This is a genomic window from Geobacillus kaustophilus (assembly GCF_000948285.1).
Lineage (GTDB): Bacteria > Bacillota > Bacilli > Bacillales > Anoxybacillaceae > Geobacillus > Geobacillus thermoleovorans_A.
The window spans coordinates 1,786,660-1,804,798 of sequence record NZ_JYBP01000003.1; the positions used below are offsets into that span (position 1 = coordinate 1,786,660).

An 18,139-nucleotide genomic window follows, 5' to 3' on the forward strand; every position below is an offset into this window, starting at 1 on the left:
ACGCCGTTCCCCCTACTCTTCCGATAGCCACGTTTTTAATAGTTTTGCAAATTCATCCGGCTTTTCTTTCGCCAGCCGCTCCAGCTGTCGGCGGCGCAACGCTGCCTCTGTCTCCGGCGGCTCCGGCAAATCCGGCTCCGTCGAAAGCGGCGGAGTGAACAAGCGTTCTTCTTCCTCTTCCTCGTCTTCATAGCGGCGGCGCAGCCAGAGGAACAACAGCAAAGCAACGAGGAGCAGCGCCCCTGCACCGGCCGCATACCACCACCACGCCGGCCGGTCCGGCGCTGATTCGGTGAATGTCGGCTTGCCGTTGAATTTTTGCACCGAAACGACGATGCGGTTGTTGATGTCTTGATCAGTGAGCGTTTGCGCCTCGCTTTTGTCAATTGACGTCCGAACGATCGTTCCTAGCAGTTTTTGAATATCATTGACCGTCTCGGGCGGCAGCGAGTTCGGATCATTAGGGTCAGGCGGCTCGACCATCACTTGGATGCCTAGGTCGCGGATTTTATATGGACTTTCGACGATTTGCTTTTTGATTTTGTTTACCTCGTTGTTGATCGTCTCTTCGGTTCGTTCATAGTTGCCGTTTGTTGCGCCGTTTGCATTTTGATAGCCCGGCACTTCGTTCGCGCCCGTTCCAGCGGCGCCTCCGGGCGGCGCACCGCTCCCGGAGTACGTCTCTTTAATGCGCTGAACGCTGACGGCAATGCCCTCATTGTTTTTCTCATCAACCGGGGCGACTAAGTTTTCTTCCCGCTTTTCTTGCGTAAAGTCAATGTCGGCCGTCACGGAAACGACGACTTTATCCTGCCCCATCATCGTGCCGAGCAGTTGCTGCACCTGGCGCTGAATGTCGCGCTCGATCTGCTTTTTGATTTGCTGCTGCGAGGCGAATGTTGCCCCTCTCGAATTTTCTCCATCATTTTTCAAATCAAAATACTCAAAAAACTGATTCATAATGACGATATTATCTGTAGAGAGATTCGGAACACTTTTGGCGACGAGATGATAGAGCGCTTTGATTTGCTCGTCGCTGAATTGATAGCCCGGCTTCGTCTTCAGCACGATCGAAGCCGAGGCTTCCCCTTTCTCATCGGAAACGAATACGCTCGGTTGCGGAAGGTTGATCATGACTTTGGCGTCCTCGACGCCGTCGATCGTCTTGATTAAGTTGGCGAGCTCCGTTTGCATCGCCTTTAGCTTCACCATATTAAACTCGTTATCCGTCATGCCGAAGCTCGCGTTTTGGCCGAAAAATGAATAGTCAATGACTCCACTGTTCGGGATGCCTTCAGCAGCGAGCTCGACTTTCAGCGCGTCCACTTGCTCTTTCGGCACTTTGATCGTCGTCCCGCCGTCTGCCACTTCGGCCGGAACGCCGCGCTGGTCAAGCGTTGCTTTAATTTGCCCCGCTTCTTGCGGCGACAAATTGCTGTAGAGGGGCACCATTTCCGTCCTTGTGGCGAAAAAGACGCCGACGCCAACGACCAACAGCACGGCCGCTGCCGCAGTGAGCACGAGCCATTTCTGTTTTTTTGTCCGTTCCTGCCAAAACGCGCGAGCGCGGCTCCACCACTCTTTCCATTTCCTTCTCATACAATTCCCCCGATGATCCAATACCTGCCGCCATAGCGCAACGATGGCGGCGGCTTCCGTATGTAGTGCGGTTCGTTTCCGCTACAATGGCATGCGCATCATTTCTTGATATGCCTCGATCGCTTTGTTGCGGATCTCCAGCGTCAGCTGCAACGTGATGCTCGCTTTTTGCGCGGCGATCATCACATCATGCAACTGAACGCTCTCCCCGCGAACGAGCTTTTCCGTCAGCGCATCGGCTTGAATTTGCGCTTCGTTCACGCGGTTGAGCGCCTCTTTGAAAAATGCGGCGAATTGCTTTTGCGCCTCAGCCGGCTTCGCTGGGGGCGAAACGGCGGAAGACATCATCAGCCCAATGCGACTTGCTCCATCAATCATCGTTTATCCCCCTCGCATGCTATTTCCCGATCTCGAGCGCCTTCATGAGCATTCCTTTTGAAGCATTCAACACCGTAACGTTCGCCTCATACGAACGCGTTGCCCCGATCAAGTCCACCATTTCTTTCAGCGGGTCGACGTTTGGCAGACGCACATAGCCATCGGCGCCCGCATCCGGGTGATTCGGGTCGTAGACGAGTTTAAACGGCGCCGGATCATCGACAATTTCGCGCACCCGCACTCCACCGTCCACCGCGTCGGCACGGCTGAGCGCAGCCTGCAAATAGCCCGAAAACAACCCGCTGCGCGGTTCGATGATGACCATTTTGCGGCGGTACGGCTCCCACTGGCCGTTGACAAGGCGGGCGCGCGTCGTATCGGCGTTGGCGATATTGGAGGCAATCACGTCCATGCGCAACCGCTGGGCGGTCAACGCCGAAGCCGAAATGTTTAGACTTTGAAACAAAGACACCCGTTATTTCCCTCCTTTAATCACAGTTTTCAACGTGGTAAATTTGCCGTTGAGCCGCTCGATTAAGGCATTGTAATAAATTTGGTTTTCTGCTAGTTTTGACATTTCTTGATCGATATCGACACTGTTTCCATTATGATTGTAACTCACCGTTGTGTCCGTCGTCACGATGATTTTTCCGTTTTGTTCGTTTGGAAACGAAAAATGCTTCGGATTCGTCCGTTTGGCCTCAAGCCGAAACGCCCGTTCCAATTCAGCCTGAAAGCGCACATCTTTCGCCTTATAGCCCGGCGTATCGGCGTTGGCGATGTTGTCGGCGATCGCCTGTTGGCGAAGCGCAGCGTAGCGAAGCCCTTGTTCAAGCCAACCGATCGTCGCTGAAAAGAGCGCCAATGGAATCCCCTCTTTTCTCCTATTTTTCGACAATTTCTGCTAGTTTTCATTTTACGGGAAAGAAAACCCAATGTATAGCCGGAACTTGGTACTATTTTTCGACGATGCCATTACAGAAAAACGATGCCAAAGATATTTGTCAACACAAAAAACCCGCCGGGCCAAAATACCCAGCGGGCTTAGGCGGCTGCGCCGCTCAGCTCGATTTCAATTTTTCAAGTTCGCTTAAAAACTTGTCGTTCAATACTTTAATGTACGTTCCTTTCATGCCGAGTGAACGCGATTCGATCACGCCGGCGCTTTCCAGTTTGCGCAGAGCATTGACGATGACCGAGCGGGTAATGCCGACGCGGTCGGCGATTTTGCTCGCGACAAGCAGCCCTTCCGTTCCGTCAAGCTCCTCAAAAATGTGTTCGATCGCCTCAAGCTCGCTGTAAGAAAGGGAGCTGATCGCCATTTGCACGACCGCCTTGCTGCGCGCTTCCTCTTCAATTTCTTCCGCCTTTTCACGCAAAATTTCCATGCCGACGACCGTTGCTCCGTATTCAGCCAAAATGAGATCGTCATTGTCAAACTCGCGGTCAAGGCGCGACAAAATGAGCGTGCCGAGCCGCTCGCCCCCGCCGTTGATCGGTACAATCGTCGTCAAGCCGGTTTTGAACAAGTCACGATTTTCCACTGGAAACGCCGTATATTCGCTATTAATATCAATATTAGGAGACGTTTCCGTAATGTTGAACAAGTTTTTCGTGTATTCTTCCGGAAACTGGCGCTCCTCCAGCATCCGCTTCATCCGTTCGTTTTCAATCGATTGTTTAATGGCGAATCCAAGCAGCTTGCCGCGGCGGCTGACGACAAACACATTGGCTTCAATCACTTCGCAAAGCGTTTCGGCCATTTCTTTAAAATTGACCGGCCGCCCGGCCGCCTTTTGCAACATGGCATTGATTTTCCGCGTTTTCTCTAACAAGTTCATGGATTTCATCTCCTCCTCATAAAATAAACTCGCTTAAATCTTTGTTTTTGATGATGCTGCCGAGTTTTTGCTCGACATATTGCGGTGTGATGACGACCTTGTCGATTCCGATGTCCGGCGCCTCAAACAGCAAGTCTTCCAGCAGTTTTTCCAAAATCGTGTGCAACCGGCGCGCACCGATGTTGTCGGTCGCCTGGTTTACTTCAAATGCCACCTCGGCAATCTTACGAATAGCATCGTCAGAAAATTCAAGACTTATACCTTCCGTTGCCAAAAGAGCTTGATATTGTTTAATGAGCGCGTTATTCGGCTCGACTAATATTCTTACGAAATCGTCGACCGAAAGTTTCGCAAGCTCGACGCGGATCGGGAAACGGCCTTGCAGCTCAGGGATCAAATCCGACGGCTTCGCCATATGGAACGCGCCGGCGGCGATGAATAAAATGTGGTCCGTTTTCACCGGGCCGTACTTCGTCATGACGGTCGACCCTTCAACAATTGGCAAAATGTCGCGCTGCACTCCTTCGCGCGAGACGTCGGCCGAGCCGGACACCGCTCCGCTGCGGGCGATTTTGTCGATTTCATCGATAAAAATGATGCCGGACTGCTCAGCGAGGCGGACGGCCTCTTGCGTCACTTCATCCATGTCGATCAGCTTTTGCGCTTCCTCGTTGATGAGCACTTTGCGCGCTTCACTCACTTTGAGACGCCGCTTTTTGCGCCGCTTCGGCATGAGGCTGCTTAACGCATCCTGCATGTTCATCCCCATCTGCTCAATGCCTGCCCCTTGCAAAAAGTCAAACCATAACGGCGTCTGTTCCTCGATTTCAATCGTCACCATCTCGTTTTCCAACTGCCCGTTTGCCAACTGCCAAGCAACTTGGCGCCGCTTTTGTTCCACCTGTTCATCCTCATGGCTGTAACTGCTGTCCGCTTGGGCTCCTTGACCACCAAACAGCAGCTCAAGCGGATTTTTGATTGTCTGCTTTGGCTTGCCGGGAACGAGCAGTTCAACAAGCCGCTTGTTCGCCTGCTGTTCAGCCCTGTCTTTCACTTCGTTCATTTTTCGTTCTTTCACGAGCCTGACTGACGTTTCCACCAAATCGCGCACCATCGATTCGACGTCGCGTCCAACATAACCGACTTCGGTGAATTTCGTCGCTTCGACTTTGATGAACGGGGCGCCGACGAGTTTGGCGAGCCGGCGGGCGATCTCCGTCTTCCCGACCCCGGTCGGGCCGATCATTAAAATGTTTTTCGGCATCACTTCATCGCGCAATTTTTCATCGAGCAAACTGCGGCGATATCGGTTGCGAAGCGCGATCGCCACCGCCTTTTTTGCCTCTTTTTGCCCGACGATGAACTGATCGAGTTTTTCGACAATCTGCCGTGGAGTCAACGTTTCCGCCATCATCGGCCTCCTCCTTTTTACAGCTCTTCGACAATAATATGGCCGTTCGTATAAACGCAAATGTCAGCGGCGATTTCGAGCGCCGCCTTGGCAATCTCCTTCGCGGTCATCGAGCCGCCGGCGTACTTCTTCAACGCACGCCCAGCAGCCAACGCATACTGACCGCCCGAGCCGATGGCAAGCATGCCATCATCCGGCTCAATCACTTCGCCCGTGCCGGAGACAAGCAGCAAATGCTGTTTGTCCATAACAATGAGCATCGCCTCAAGGCGGCGCAGCACTTTATCGCTCCGCCACTCTTTCGCCAGCTCAACCGCCGCGCGCGGCAAGTTGCCATTCCATTGTTCGAGCTTGCCTTCAAACATTTCAAAGAGCGTAAACGCGTCAGCGACGGAGCCGGCAAAACCGGCGAGCACGTTTCCTTGGAACAGCCGCCGCACTTTTTTTGCTGTATGCTTCATGACGACCGCATTGCCGAACGTCACTTGGCCGTCTCCAGCCATGGCGGATGCGCCGTTATGGCGGATGGCAAAAATTGTCGTCGCATGAAAGGCTCCCATCATTCCCCCTCCTTGCCTGCGGGTTACGCCCGCGGATGCGCCTGCAAATAAATATGCCGCAGCCGGTCTTTCGTTACATGTGTATACACTTGCGTCGATGACAAATGCGCATGACCGAGCAGTTCCTGCACCGAACGGAGATCGGCCCCTTCGTTGAGCAAATGAGTCGCAAACGTATGCCGAAGCACGTGCGGGCTGATGTTTTGCGTCAGCGCAGCGGCTTCGACGATCCGATCCAGAATATGGCGCACTCCCCGAGGCGTGAGCGGATTGCCTCGGGCGTTGACAAATAAATAGCGGTGGTCCGCCGGCAGCTTTCTTGTCAGTTCGCGTCGGCCCCTATGGATATACCGTTCAAGCGCTTCGCGGGCCGGACGGCCGAACGGAACGTAGCGCTGCTTGTTTCCTTTGCCGTGAATGAGCACGGTTTCCGCAACAAAATCGACATCAGACAGCTGTATGTGACAACATTCACTAACCCGAGCGCCAGTCGCGTACAACAACTCAAGCAGCGCCGCATTGCGCTGGCCTAGGGCCGTATTTTCATCATTGACAAAAAACAATGCTTCTAATTCTTTGGGATATAAAAAATTAGGAATTTTTTGCTCTTTTTTCGGCAGCGTCGCGAGCGCAAACGGATTTTCGGCCGCCCGCCCTTCGCGCAACAAAAACTTGTAAAAGCTGCGCAAACTCGAAATTTTGCGGGCGACCGAACGGCTGGCCAACTGTTGCTCGTATAGTTTCGTCAAATATAAACGAACGTCGCTGTAGGACACTTCATCAAGCGCGCCGATTCCTTCCTCATCCATAAATCGGAAAAACTGCTCAATGTCACGCCGGTAACACACAATAGTATATTGTGAATAATTTTTCTCGATTTGTAAATATTCCATGAATAATTGTAACGCAAGTTTCGAATTCTCCATCGCCTCACCCCGCAACAGCTACTACATCGTACCATATTCATCCGCATGAACGCAACTGTTTTTTATAAAATTCTGAATTGTATCCGATGCCTATTCAAGCTTCTAGCCGCTCTTCATAGTCGCACGCCGTGCATTGCACTTGCACACCTTTTTTCAGCTCTTTCTCCACAAGCAGCCCCGCGCATTTCGGACAAGGGCGGGCGAGCGGTTTATCCCACGAGACGAAGTCGCAATCCGGGAAACGATCGCAGCCGTAAAACACCCGCTTTCTTTTCGTGCTGCGCTCGACGATGTTGCCCTCGCGGCATTTCGGGCACTTGACGCCGATTTCTTTGACAATCGGCTTCGTATGGCGGCATTCCGGAAAATTCGAGCAGGCGATAAACTTGCCGAAACGGCCTATTTTGTACACCATCGGACTGCCGCACACCTCGCAGTCAATGCCGGCCGGCTCATCCTTAATCTCAACTGCGCGCATTTCTTTTTCCGCCACTTTCAACCGTTTTTCAAATTCGCGGTAAAACTCGTCGACGACTTTGATCCATTCTACTTTTCCTTCTTCAATTTCGTCCAATTCTTTTTCCATTTTCGCTGTAAACTCGACATCGATAATTTCCGGGAAAAATTCGAGCATCAGCTCGACAACGATTTCGCCGAGCTCGGTCGGGACAAACCGCTTGTTCTCAAGGACGACATAGTTGCGTTTTTGGATCGTATCAAGCGTCGGGGCATACGTCGACGGGCGGCCGATGCCGAGTTCCTCCAACGTTTTGACGAGGCGGGCTTCCGTGTAGCGCGGCGGCGGCTGAGTAAAGTGCTGCTTCGATTCGATCGTTTCGCTCTCGACCGTTTCCTCTTCTTTCAAATCCGGGAGGATACGGTCCTGCTCTTCCGTTTGATCGTCCGTTCCTTCAATATACACTTTCATAAACCCTGGAAATTTCACTTTCGAGCCGCTGGCGCGGAACACGACGCCGTTGCTTTCCAACTCGACGCTCATGGTGTCAAGCACGGCGGCCGCCATTTGACTGGCGATGAACCGTTCCCAAATGAGTTTATACAACCGAAACTGGTCGCGCGTCAAATACGGTTTCACTTTGTCCGGATCGCGAAATGCCGATGTCGGGCGGATCGCTTCATGGGCGTCTTGGGCGTTCGTGCTTTTCTTCTCTTTCCGCTTTTCCTGATTGACATACATAGCGCCGAACGTCGCCTCGATATACGCCGCCGCCTCCTGCTGCGCCGTCTCGGCGACGCGCGTTGAATCGGTGCGCATATACGTGATCAAACCGACCGTCCCTTCGCTGCCAAGATCGATTCCTTCGTACAGCTGCTGGGCGATCATCATCGTCTTTTTCGTCCGGAAATTGAGTTTGCGCGCCGCTTCCTGCTGAAGCGACGACGTCGTAAACGGCGGCACGGGGCTGCGCTTGCGCTCTCGTTTTGTCACCGTTTTCACCGCAAATGCCGTTCCATTTAAGCGGTCCAGCACGGCTTTTACATCCGCCTCCGTCTTTAACTCGCGCTTTTGTCCGTCAATACTGTAAAACGAGGCAGCAAACGTCTCTCCTTCTTTTTGAAACATCGCTTCAATCGTCCAATATTCTTCTGGCTGAAATTCGCGAATTTCTCGTTCCCGATCGATGATGAGGCGCAACGCCACCGATTGGACGCGGCCGGCGCTTAACCCTTTTTTCACCTTTTTCCATAAGAGCGGGCTGATGTTATAGCCGACGAGGCGGTCGAGTACGCGCCGCGCCTGCTGGGCGTCAACAAGATTCATATTGATCGCGCGCGGCTGCTGAAACGATTGCTGAATAGCATCCTTCGTGATCTCATGAAAGACAACGCGGCAATCAGAGTGAATGTCCAGATCGAGCATGTGGGCCAAATGCCAAGCGATCGCCTCTCCTTCGCGATCGGGGTCGGCGGCAAGAAACACTTTTTTCGCTTTTTTCGCCGCCGTTTTCAACTCTTTGATCACCTGGCCTTTGCCGCGGATCGTAATGTATTTCGGCTCGTAGCCGTGGTCTATATCAACGCCCATTTGGCTTTTTGGCAAATCGCGGACGTGGCCCATCGATGCTTTGACTGTATATTTTTTTCCCAAGTATCGTTCGATCGTCTTCGCTTTCGTTGGCGATTCGACGATAACTAAGTAGTCTGACATCCATCTTCCACCCCTAGGAGGTAAATTGAAATCTTCATTATTATTAATGATTATTGCCGCATTTGTCAAACCTGTGCATTACACGTACGGGAATTCATCCAAAATGTCCGCCGCTTCTTGCACTAGTTTTGCCCCGTGCTGAATGAGCGTATTCGGCCCGGCGGATTCCGCCAAACCGATCGGGCCGGGGACGGCGAACACTTCCCTCCCTTGCTCAAGCGCATACGCGGCGGTAATGAGCGAACCGCTTTTCCGCTTCGCCTGCACGACAAGCGTGCCGAGCGACAGCCCGCTGATGATGCGATTGCGCGCGGGAAACTGCCATGCCTGTGGGCGCGTTGCCGGCGGATGCTCAGCGATGACCAACTGTTCATTCATCAGCCGGGCGGCGAACGGCCGATGTTCTTTCGGATAAATGTGGTCCAGCCCACCGGCGATGACGGCGATCGTCGCCCCGCCATGCTGGACGGCGAGCTGGTGGGCACACACGTCAATCCCAAACGCGAGCCCGCTGACGATCGTAAAGCCGGCGGCAACAAGCGGCGGCACCAATTTGTTCAACGCTTCGATTCCTTCCTTCGTCGGACGCCTTGTGCCGACGATGCTGATCAGTTTCCTCTCCTGAAGCAAAGCGGAGTCCCCCTTTGCATACAGCACCCACGGCGGGGCGTATATATATTTAAGCAGCGGCGGATAGTCAGAATCAAATACAGTGATCACACGAATGCACCGGTCCTTATATGTTTTTATCACACGTTGCACATCGATGGAATGCAAATCATGGAAAAAAGCGGTCCATTGAGCGTCAGGAAGTGGAACGAGCGGGCGGAGATCATCAGGAGACAGAGAAAATGGAGCGGTGAGCGTCGGATCAACCTTAAGCAAGGAATGAATCGTCTTCCATCCCGCCCCGCGGCAATGATGGAGATGGATAAGTCGGTCGCGGACTGTATCGTACATACTGCTCCCCTTTCCTTCCGGAGTGGACATCATAAGCGACACCCCGCACGATGACGTGCGGGGCTGATGATTAGTGCGTTTTGCATTTTTCGTACAAGCCGCGTTCTTTCAGCACAGAAATGAGCGTTTCTCCGATCACGGCCGGCGTTTCCGCCACTTTAATGCCGCATTCGGTCATTTTTTTGATTTTCTCTGCGGCTGTTCCTTTGCCGCCGGAAATGATCGCGCCGGCATGGCCCATCCGTTTGCCCGGAGGCGCCGTTTGCCCGCCGATAAAGCCGACGACCGGTTTCGTCATGTTCGCTTTCACCCATTCGGCCGCTTCTTCTTCCGCCGTGCCGCCGATTTCGCCGATCATAATGACAGCGTACGTTTCTTCGTCTTCATTAAACGCCTTCAACACATCGATGAAGTTTGTGCCGTTGACCGGGTCGCCGCCGATGCCGACCGCCGTCGACTGGCCGATGCCGGCTTGCGTCAGTTGGTGAACGGCTTCGTACGTCAGCGTGCCGGAACGGGAAACAATGCCGACATGTCCTTTTTTATGGATGTAGCCCGGCATAATGCCGATTTTGCACTCTTCCGGCGTAATGACGCCCGGGCAGTTCGGACCGATGAGGCGCGTCTTTTTGCCCTTCATGTACCGTTTCACTTTCACCATATCAAGCACCGGAATGCCTTCGGTGATGCAAACGACAAGGTCTAGCTCCGCGTCGACCGCTTCCATGATGGCATCCGCAGCGAAGGCCGGCGGAACGTAAATGACCGAGGCGTTCGCTCCCGTTCTTTCGACCGCTTCGGAAACAGTGTCAAACACCGGCACGCCTTCGACTTCCGTGCCGCCTTTGCCCGGCGTGACGCCGCCGACGATGTTCGTCCCGTACTCGATCATCTGCTTTGTATGGAACAGCCCTTGCGAACCGGTAATCCCTTGCACGATCACTTTCGTGTCTTTATTGACAAAAACGCTCACGTGTCTCCCTCGCTTTCTTAACGTACTAGCTCGACGATTTTTTGTGCTCCGTCCGCCATCGATTCGGCCGCAATAATGTTTAAGCCCGACTCTTGCAAAATCTTTTTCCCAAGCTCAACGTTCGTTCCTTCAAGCCGGACGACAAGCGGAAGCGTCAAACCGACTTGCTTCGTCGCCGCGACGATGCCGCTCGCGATGACATCGCATTTCATAATGCCGCCGAAAATGTTGACGAAAATGCCTTTGACGTTCGGGTCGGACAAAATGATTTTGAACGCTTCCCTTACTTTTTCCTCGCTGGCGCCGCCGCCGACATCGAGGAAGTTAGCCGGCTCGCCTCCGTAATATTTGATGATGTCCATTGTCGCCATCGCCAAGCCGGCGCCGTTGACCATGCAACCGATGTTGCCGTCAAGAGCGATGTAGTTCAAGTCGTATTTCGACGCTTCGACTTCTTTCGGGTCTTCTTCATCCAAGTCGCGGTATTCAAGGATGTCCGGATGACGGTATAAGGCGTTTGAATCGAAATTCAGCTTCGCATCAAGCGCCATCACTTTGCCGTCGCCGGTGACGACAAGCGGGTTGATTTCGGCGATCGAGCAGTCTTTATCGACAAACACTTGGTACAAGCCCATCATAAATTTGACCGCTTGGTTGACGAGATGCTTCGGAATGTTGATGTTGAAAGCCAATCGGCGCGCTTGGAACGCTTGGAGACCGACGGCTGGATCGATGTATTCTTTAAAAATTTTCTCCGGCGTTTTCGCCGCCACTTCTTCGATTTCCGTTCCGCCTTCTTCCGACCCCATTAATACGACGCGCGAGGTGGCGCGGTCGACGACAAGGCCGATGTAGTATTCTTTTTGGATGTCGCACCCTTCTTCAATCAACAGCCGTTTCACTTCTTTTCCTTCCGGGCCGGTTTGATGGGTGACGAGCACTTTGCCGAGCAGTTCGCTCGCATATGTACGGACTTCCTCGAGGCTTTTTGCCACTTTCACCCCGCCCGCTTTGCCGCGCCCGCCGGCATGGATTTGCGCTTTGACAACACACACCGGCGCGCCGAGCTCTTTCGCCGCTTCGACCGCTTCATCCACCGTGAACGCGACGCGGCCGTTCGGCACGCTTACACCATAGCTTCGCAAAATTTCTTTTGCCTGGTATTCATGAATGTTCATGCGCCAACCTCCTATGTATAAAATCAAAAAAGTCTTAGCGCTTTCATTTTATACCTAACATTTCGCGCTTGTCCACCGTTTCGCCGCAAAATTACGAAAGCGGGGAATAGGAAAATTACCCCTTCCCCGCTCCTTCTCCTTTCGCTTCCTGATCAAGCTGATACAAAAACGCGAACAATTCAGCCACTAAGGCGTACAGCTCCTCCGGGATCATTTCGTTGATCTCCACTTTCCCCAGCAGCTCAACAAGCGTCGGATCTTGGCGAATCGGCACGCCGTGCTCGCGGGCGGCGGCGATGATCGCTTCGGCGACTTTGCCAACCCCTTTCGCCTTGACGATCGGAGCTGCGTCAAGTGCCGCATCGTAAGACAAGACGACTGCTTTTTTCCGCTCCTCGTTCATGCTTGGCAATCCACCTCGCTGCAACTGTCGGCAAACAGAAAAACGGAAGGCGGAGGAGGGGCGGAACGCGTTGCCTTTACATCAATGCCTGAAAGCGCATACCCGTGCGCCTGAAACCGCTCTTTGACAAGCGGAGCCATCCGAGCGGCAGCAACCGGCAGCCGCGGATCATCGTGAAAAATGGAGATGTGGACGATCCGTCGTTGCACGCGCATATCAACGATCACCTCTCCCAGCTCTTCAAGCGTCAGGTAACAAACAATGCGGTTGTAATCGGCATCAAGCGGCCCGCCTTGTTTCCTGCTTCCTTGCCAGCACACAGCAAAATCGCTGCTGCGGCCGCCAAGCGGCAATGGCAACGAAATCCATACGTGATCAATGAGCCCATCGCCGCCAGCAGCGATGGCCATGCCATCGAGCTGGTCGAGAATCGCTTCGGCCGCCCTCTTGGCCCCTTCGCTCCCCGATTCATGAAGAAAGCGAAGAAGCAGCCGTTTCAACGACGGGACGGAAGGCAAATCCTCGATTTTCCCAACACGGACGAGCGCCGCCTCGTCCTCAAGTCCAAGCCGCACGGCCGCCCGCCTCAGCCAGCAAAACAGCGACAGCGCCGGATCTCTCGCCGCTCGAGCGGCCGCCCACAACTTCGCTTCCGCGGCGGGCAGCGCTCCGCTTTGATAGGCGGCATCGAGAGCGGCCCACCGTTCCAAAAACGCCTCCTCGTCCGTCAAGCCGAGCTGCCGAATGATATCGGCAAACCGGCGGCATTGCACCGCCTCCCGAAGCGCCAAGCGGCGGTCCTCCGGCAACGGGGCGAGCCCAAGGCGGGCAAGAAGCGCGCGGGCCGTTTCGGCCTCTTCCTCCCCTGACAGCAACAAACGCACGGCCGCCTCGTAAGCGAACAGCGGCGGTGAAAGAAACTTCTCCATCGCCCGGCTGAGCTCAAGGGCCGCCGGATGGGCGGAAAGGGCGGCGAGCGCTGTTTTCAGCCTTCCTAAGCCATCAGCAATCGCCCCCCCCGGTTTTGGCTGCCCATAGCGCGCGAAACACGGCTGAAGAGAACGGCAGCCGGCGGCGAAACAAATGGGCGAGCACGTCTTCGGCCGCGTCCGGCTGGCCGGTCTCTTTCACCGCTTCAGTCAGTGCGGCAATTTCCTCTTTCGTTGCAGCCGCGCCAGCTTTCAGCGCTTGGCGGAGCACCGGCAGCGCCGCATCCGGCAGTTTCCACGCTTTTTGCCACCGGCGCACCGCCTCTTCACCTGACGGAGCAGACGCCGGTTCGGAAAGGGGAATGGCTTTCCAATAAATTGTTCCTTGTCGTTCGTGAATTTCAAACAAATACAAACGTCCGACAGCAAGCGGCGCCTCCAAACGGGCGCGCACAAGTTGTCCGCCAGCGCGGACGAGCGCTGCCCGCTCCCCGGTTTCCATCTCCTCGACCCGCTCCACTCGGCCGACGACGGCCTGCCCCGGCTGAAACCGCCGGCTGGATGCCGCGTCGCGGACAGCGGTCGTTGGCATCGTCCGCTCCATGCGCTCGACCATTTCGTCCCACCCCTTCTTCTAGAGCTGCTCGCTCGCCTTCAGCACCTCCCTCACCGGTGCGAACGAACGACGATGCTCAGGCGTAACGCCGTAGCGGCGGATCGCCTCGAAATGTTCCGGCGTTCCATAGCCCATATGGCGCGCGAACCCGTATTGTGGATAGCGGCGATCCAGTTCTTTCATCCAGCGGTCGCGCGTCACTTTGGCAATGACCGACGCAGCGGCGATCGAAGCGCTGTTGGCATCTCCTTTTATGAGGCGCTGTTGCGGCAGTGGGCACGGCACCGCCATCGCATCAACAAGCAAATGTTCAGGCGGCGGGGAAAGGGCGCTCACCGCTTTCGCCATCGCTTGCCTTGTCGCTTCGTAAATATTCCTTTCATCGATCTCCGCCGCGCTGACGATGCCGATGCCGATGGCGACGGCGCACGCTTCAATTTGCGCAAACAATGCCTCGCGCTTTTCCGGCGTCAGCCGCTTCGAGTCGTCAAGCCCCGGCAAATAGGCGTCTTTCGGCAAGATGACCGCGGCGGCGACGACCGGGCCGGCCAGCGGGCCGCGCCCGGCCTCATCAATGCCGGCGATCCGTCTAACACCAGCGGCATATAGTTCCCGCTCATAACGCATCAATTCTTCCCACCGTTGCTGCTCAGCGTGCCGGCGCGCTTGCTGCCGTTTGAAACGGGCAAGAAGCGCCTGCACGCTTTTTCGCTCATCCTGCCGCAGCATTTCCCAGCGCGGGTCGTCCGCGCTAAGCTCCGGGAGCAGCGCTTCAATGTCTTTCACCGTATACCGCTTCATGCTCCTCTCCCTCTTCTACTTATACTATCGGCTCTGTTCGGCCGACCGTAAAGCACCGCCGGCAAAAAAACGCCCGCCGGACGCGCTACATCCGTGAAGCGGGCGTTTCAAAGCTTAAGCGGCCTAATTTTTCCGTGCGGATGTCATACAAAACGATATCAGCTACTTTATCGTAGTCGACAGCGCCGCCTGACGTCAAACAGCCGCGCCGCCTTCCGATGGCGTCAAACAAAGCGACGATGTCACTAGGAATGTCATCAAGGCCGTAGCGCTCTTTAAGCCGGTTGGGATAGTGGATCGACAAAAAGCGGAGCGCATAAACGGCGACATCCTGCAAGTTTAAAATTTCATCCTTAATGGCACCGGTCACCGCCAACTTGTAGCCGACGTTCTCATCCTCAAATTTCGGCCATAGGATGCCTGGGGTATCAAGCAACTCCATTTCTTTGCCGACTTTGATCCATTGCTGCGCTTTTGTCACCCCCGGCTTGTCGCCGGTTTTCGCGATATGGCGGCCGGCGAGCCGGTTGATCAGCGTCGACTTGCCGACGTTCGGGATGCCGACGATGAGCGCCCGAACCGGGCGCGGGTTTTTAATCCCTTTCGCCCGCATTTTCTCGAATTTATCTTTCACCATCTCTTTCGCCGCCGCCGCGATTTGCCGGACTCCTGTTCCGCTTTGAGCATCGATGGGCAAAGCCAGCCGCCCTTGATCGCGGAAATAGCGGATCCACTGTTCGGTCACCGCCTCATCGGCCATATCAGCCTTATTGAGCAAAATGAGGCGCGGCTTTTGTCCGAGAATCTCGTCGATCATCGGGTTGCGCGAAGACATCGGCACACGGGCGTCAAGCAGCTCAAACGCTACGTCGATCAACTTTAATTTTTCTTGCACTTCCCGCTTGGCCTTCGCCATATGGCCGGGGAACCATTGAATCACTGTCATTGGCATCACCTGCCTCGTTTATTTCACAATCCGGGCGTCAGAAAGCGGCCAATACACAAGATTCGCCTTGCCAACGACTTTTGACATCGGAATGAAGCCGATATGGCGGCTGTCTTTGCTGAAACGGCGATTGTCGCCCATGACAAACAAATGCCCCGGCGGCACCGTGCTTCGCCCGGTCAGTTCCTCCAAAGTGAACGATTCCGTCAGTGGACCGCCGTCGGACAACTGCTTTTTATACTCGTCCAAATATGGCTCTTCATACGGCTTGCCATTGATATAGAGCGTATCATTTTTGTATTCAATTCGATCGCCCGGCAGGCCGATGACTCGCTTAATATAGTCTCTCCCTTCTTCGGCGTGAAAAACAATGATATCGAAACGGTGCGGCATGCCGATTTTATACGCCAGTTTATTGACGATCATCCGCTCATGGTTATGTAATGTCGGCATCATCGAATAACCGTCGACGATGATCGGAGCGAAAATAAAGTAGCGGATACCCCCGGCGAGCAAGACAGCAACGACGATCGCTTTCATCCATTCGCGCCATTCGCTTTTTTTCTGTTCCATTGTCCACCCACCTAAATCAAAGTTTGCAGTCGTGGATCACTACCGTAACCATCATTGACGGTAGTGAAAAAAGGAGCTTGAAAGCAAGCTCCTTTTCCGCTGTGATCCACCGTTGTCCATTATTGCGCTGCGTTCGTATTTTCCTTGATGCGCGCCGCTTTGCCGCGAAGTTCACGCAAGTAGTACAATTTCGCGCGGCGGACTTTCCCGCGGCGGATGACTTCCAGCTTGGCGATTTTCGGCGTATGCACCGGGAATGTGCGCTCAACGCCGACGCCATAGGACACTTTGCGGACCGTGAACGTTTCGCTGATGCCCGCTCCGCGCCGTTTAATGACAACACCTTCAAACACTTGGATGCGTTCGCGGTTGCCTTCGACGACTTTCACATGAACGCGCACCGTGTCGCCCGGGCGGAAATCCGGCAAATCCGTCCGGAGTTGTTCTTTCGTAATCTCTTGGATTAAATGATGCATCATGATCCACTCCTTCCACAGATGTTCATGCCAATGATCTCTTCATTGTAGCGGAACATCGTTTTCCGTCCTCAAGCAGATCGCTTAAGGCCACACAAAAGACATGATAGCATAAACTGTTGACTCAGGCAATAGCTATTCGCGCTCCTTCTCCCACTCTTTCAGCCATTGCTTTTGCTTGTCTGTAAGCGGATATTCATCGAGCAAGTCCGGACGGCGCAAAAACGTGCGCCGGAGCGACTCCTTCTCGCGCCACTCGGCGATGAGCTGATGGTTGCCTGACAGCAATACATCCGGCACCTTCATGCCGCGAAAATCGGCCGGCCTTGTGTATTGCGGATACTCAAGCAGCCCGGAGCTGAACGAGTCATCGACCGGCGACGCCTCATTGCCGAGCACCCCGGGGAGAAGGCGGACAACGCTGTCGACAACAACCATGGCGCCGAGCTCCCCGCCCGTTAAAATATAGTCGCCGATCGAAATTTCATCGGTTGCTAAATATTGGCGGATGCGTTCGTCATACCCTTCGTAATGGCCGCAAATGAGCACCAAATGCGTTTCTTTCGCCAGCTCTTCCGCCTTTTTTTGCGTGTAGCGCTCGCCTTGCGGACAAAGCAAAATGATGCGGGCGCCAGGCGATCCAGCCGTCACGTGTTCCACTGCGTCAAAAATCGGCTGTGGCTTCAGCACCATGCCGGCGCCGCCGCCGTACGGATAATCGTCGACCGTTTTATGCTTGTTGTCGGCAAACTCGCGAAAATCAATAAGGCGGATGTCGACGGCCCCTTTTTCTTGCGCCTTCTTTAAAATTGACTCACTCAACACCCCGGAAAACATGCCGGGAAACAACGTTAAAATATCGATCCGCATTATTCGAGCAGCCCTTCCATCGGCCGGATGATGATCGTTTTCCGCTCCGGATCGACGTGCAAAACGACCTCGTCAATGTACGGAATGAGCGCTTCCGATCCGTCTTCGCGCCGGACGACCCAGACGTCGTTCGCCCCTGGAGTCAAAATTTCCTTTACCGCGCCGATGGTCTCCCCGCCTTCTGTCACGACAGTGCAGCCGATGATCTCATGGAAATAATATTCCCCTTCCGCAAGTTCGCCGAGCTGGCTTTCCGGCACCTTCAGCATCGCCCCCTTAAACCGTTCAACGTCGTTGATGCTGTCATAGCCTTCAAACGACAACAAGTCAAACGATTTATGGACGCGGTGGCTTTTCACCGTGACTTCAATCGGTTCCGTTTCCCGTTCGCGGAAAATGTACAGCTTGTTTCCTTTTTTATACCGTTCTTCAGGAAAGTCGGTGCGCGAAATGACGCGCACTTCGCCGCGAATGCCGTGCGTATTGACAATTTTTCCGACATTAAACCATCGTTCCATCGCTTTCATCC

Annotated in this window: 21 protein-coding genes; all 21 read right to left on the reverse strand. The window is 54.3% G+C overall.

What is annotated here, in order from left to right:
• Window positions 1–12 precede the first annotated feature (12 nt).
• Entirely contained in the window at window positions 13–1,599 is a 1,587-nt protein-coding gene (fliF, locus tag LG52_RS09290; RefSeq protein ID WP_044731725.1) for a flagellar basal-body MS-ring/collar protein FliF, read from the reverse strand.
• An 81-nt stretch (window positions 1,600–1,680) separates the two neighbouring features.
• On the reverse strand, window positions 1,681–1,977 hold the full coding sequence (gene fliE / locus LG52_RS09295) for a flagellar hook-basal body complex protein FliE (protein WP_044731726.1): 297 nt from the start codon (window positions 1,975–1,977) through the stop codon (window positions 1,681–1,683).
• 19 nt (window positions 1,978–1,996) lie between these two features.
• Window positions 1,997–2,449, reverse strand: coding sequence for a flagellar basal body rod protein FlgC (gene flgC / locus LG52_RS09300; protein ID WP_044731727.1), 453 nt, complete (start codon window positions 2,447–2,449; stop codon window positions 1,997–1,999).
• Between the two features lie 3 nt (window positions 2,450–2,452).
• On the reverse strand, window positions 2,453–2,842 hold the full coding sequence (flgB, locus tag LG52_RS09305; RefSeq protein ID WP_011230716.1) for a flagellar basal body rod protein FlgB: 390 nt from the start codon (window positions 2,840–2,842) through the stop codon (window positions 2,453–2,455).
• Between the two features lie 196 nt (window positions 2,843–3,038).
• Entirely contained in the window at window positions 3,039–3,818 is a 780-nt protein-coding gene (gene codY / locus LG52_RS09310) for a GTP-sensing pleiotropic transcriptional regulator CodY (RefSeq protein WP_011230715.1), read from the reverse strand.
• A gap of 16 nt (window positions 3,819–3,834) precedes the next feature.
• On the reverse strand, window positions 3,835–5,229 hold the full coding sequence (hslU, locus tag LG52_RS09315; protein WP_044733181.1) for an HslU--HslV peptidase ATPase subunit: 1,395 nt from the start codon (window positions 5,227–5,229) through the stop codon (window positions 3,835–3,837).
• A gap of 17 nt (window positions 5,230–5,246) precedes the next feature.
• Window positions 5,247–5,789, reverse strand: coding sequence for an ATP-dependent protease subunit HslV (gene hslV / locus LG52_RS09320; RefSeq protein WP_011230713.1), 543 nt, complete (start codon window positions 5,787–5,789; stop codon window positions 5,247–5,249).
• 23 nt (window positions 5,790–5,812) lie between these two features.
• Window positions 5,813–6,715 carry a tyrosine recombinase XerC gene (gene xerC, locus LG52_RS09325; RefSeq protein ID WP_044731728.1) on the reverse strand — a complete coding sequence of 301 codons (903 nt, stop codon included), beginning with the start codon at window positions 6,713–6,715 and terminating at the stop codon, window positions 5,813–5,815.
• 94 nt (window positions 6,716–6,809) lie between these two features.
• On the reverse strand, window positions 6,810–8,885 hold the full coding sequence (gene topA, locus LG52_RS09330; RefSeq protein ID WP_044731729.1) for a type I DNA topoisomerase: 2,076 nt from the start codon (window positions 8,883–8,885) through the stop codon (window positions 6,810–6,812).
• A 78-nt stretch (window positions 8,886–8,963) separates the two neighbouring features.
• Window positions 8,964–9,845, reverse strand: coding sequence for a DNA-processing protein DprA (dprA, locus tag LG52_RS09335; RefSeq protein ID WP_044731730.1), 882 nt, complete (start codon window positions 9,843–9,845; stop codon window positions 8,964–8,966).
• 70 nt (window positions 9,846–9,915) lie between these two features.
• On the reverse strand, window positions 9,916–10,818 hold the full coding sequence (gene sucD, locus LG52_RS09340; RefSeq protein ID WP_044731731.1) for a succinate--CoA ligase subunit alpha: 903 nt from the start codon (window positions 10,816–10,818) through the stop codon (window positions 9,916–9,918).
• Between the two features lie 17 nt (window positions 10,819–10,835).
• Window positions 10,836–11,996 (reverse strand): ADP-forming succinate--CoA ligase subunit beta, encoded by a 1,161-nt coding sequence (gene sucC, locus LG52_RS09345; protein ID WP_011230708.1) that lies wholly within the window; start codon window positions 11,994–11,996, stop codon window positions 10,836–10,838.
• A 115-nt stretch (window positions 11,997–12,111) separates the two neighbouring features.
• Window positions 12,112–12,399 (reverse strand): EscU/YscU/HrcU family type III secretion system export apparatus switch protein, encoded by a 288-nt coding sequence (locus LG52_RS09350; RefSeq protein WP_044731732.1) that lies wholly within the window; start codon window positions 12,397–12,399, stop codon window positions 12,112–12,114.
• Window positions 12,396–13,328, reverse strand: coding sequence for a flagellar hook-length control protein FliK (locus tag LG52_RS20550; protein WP_231584441.1), 933 nt, complete (start codon window positions 13,326–13,328; stop codon window positions 12,396–12,398). Before LG52_RS20550 ends, LG52_RS09350 begins: the two co-directional genes overlap by 4 nt.
• Before the next feature lie 73 nt (window positions 13,329–13,401).
• Window positions 13,402–13,944: a hypothetical protein gene (locus LG52_RS20555; RefSeq protein ID WP_231584442.1), complete on the reverse strand. Its 543-nt coding sequence runs from the start codon at window positions 13,942–13,944 to the stop codon at window positions 13,402–13,404.
• Window positions 13,945–13,962: 18 nt separating this feature from the next.
• A complete protein-coding gene (locus tag LG52_RS09360; RefSeq protein WP_044731733.1) occupies window positions 13,963–14,745 on the reverse strand; it encodes a ribonuclease HII in 783 nt (260 codons plus the stop codon).
• 85 nt (window positions 14,746–14,830) lie between these two features.
• Entirely contained in the window at window positions 14,831–15,697 is an 867-nt protein-coding gene (ylqF, locus tag LG52_RS09365) for a ribosome biogenesis GTPase YlqF (protein WP_044731734.1), read from the reverse strand.
• Between the two features lie 12 nt (window positions 15,698–15,709).
• Window positions 15,710–16,264 (reverse strand): signal peptidase I, encoded by a 555-nt coding sequence (lepB, locus tag LG52_RS09370; RefSeq protein ID WP_013145771.1) that lies wholly within the window; start codon window positions 16,262–16,264, stop codon window positions 15,710–15,712.
• A 119-nt stretch (window positions 16,265–16,383) separates the two neighbouring features.
• Window positions 16,384–16,740: a 50S ribosomal protein L19 gene (gene rplS, locus LG52_RS09375; RefSeq protein ID WP_013145772.1), complete on the reverse strand. Its 357-nt coding sequence runs from the start codon at window positions 16,738–16,740 to the stop codon at window positions 16,384–16,386.
• A gap of 135 nt (window positions 16,741–16,875) precedes the next feature.
• Window positions 16,876–17,610, reverse strand: a complete 735-nt coding sequence (gene trmD / locus LG52_RS09380; RefSeq protein ID WP_044731735.1) for a tRNA (guanosine(37)-N1)-methyltransferase TrmD — start codon at window positions 17,608–17,610, stop codon at window positions 16,876–16,878.
• Window positions 17,610–18,128 carry a ribosome maturation factor RimM gene (gene rimM, locus LG52_RS09385; RefSeq protein WP_044731736.1) on the reverse strand — a complete coding sequence of 173 codons (519 nt, stop codon included), beginning with the start codon at window positions 18,126–18,128 and terminating at the stop codon, window positions 17,610–17,612. Before rimM ends, trmD begins: the two co-directional genes overlap by 1 nt.
• Between the last annotated feature and the right edge of the window lie 11 nt (window positions 18,129–18,139).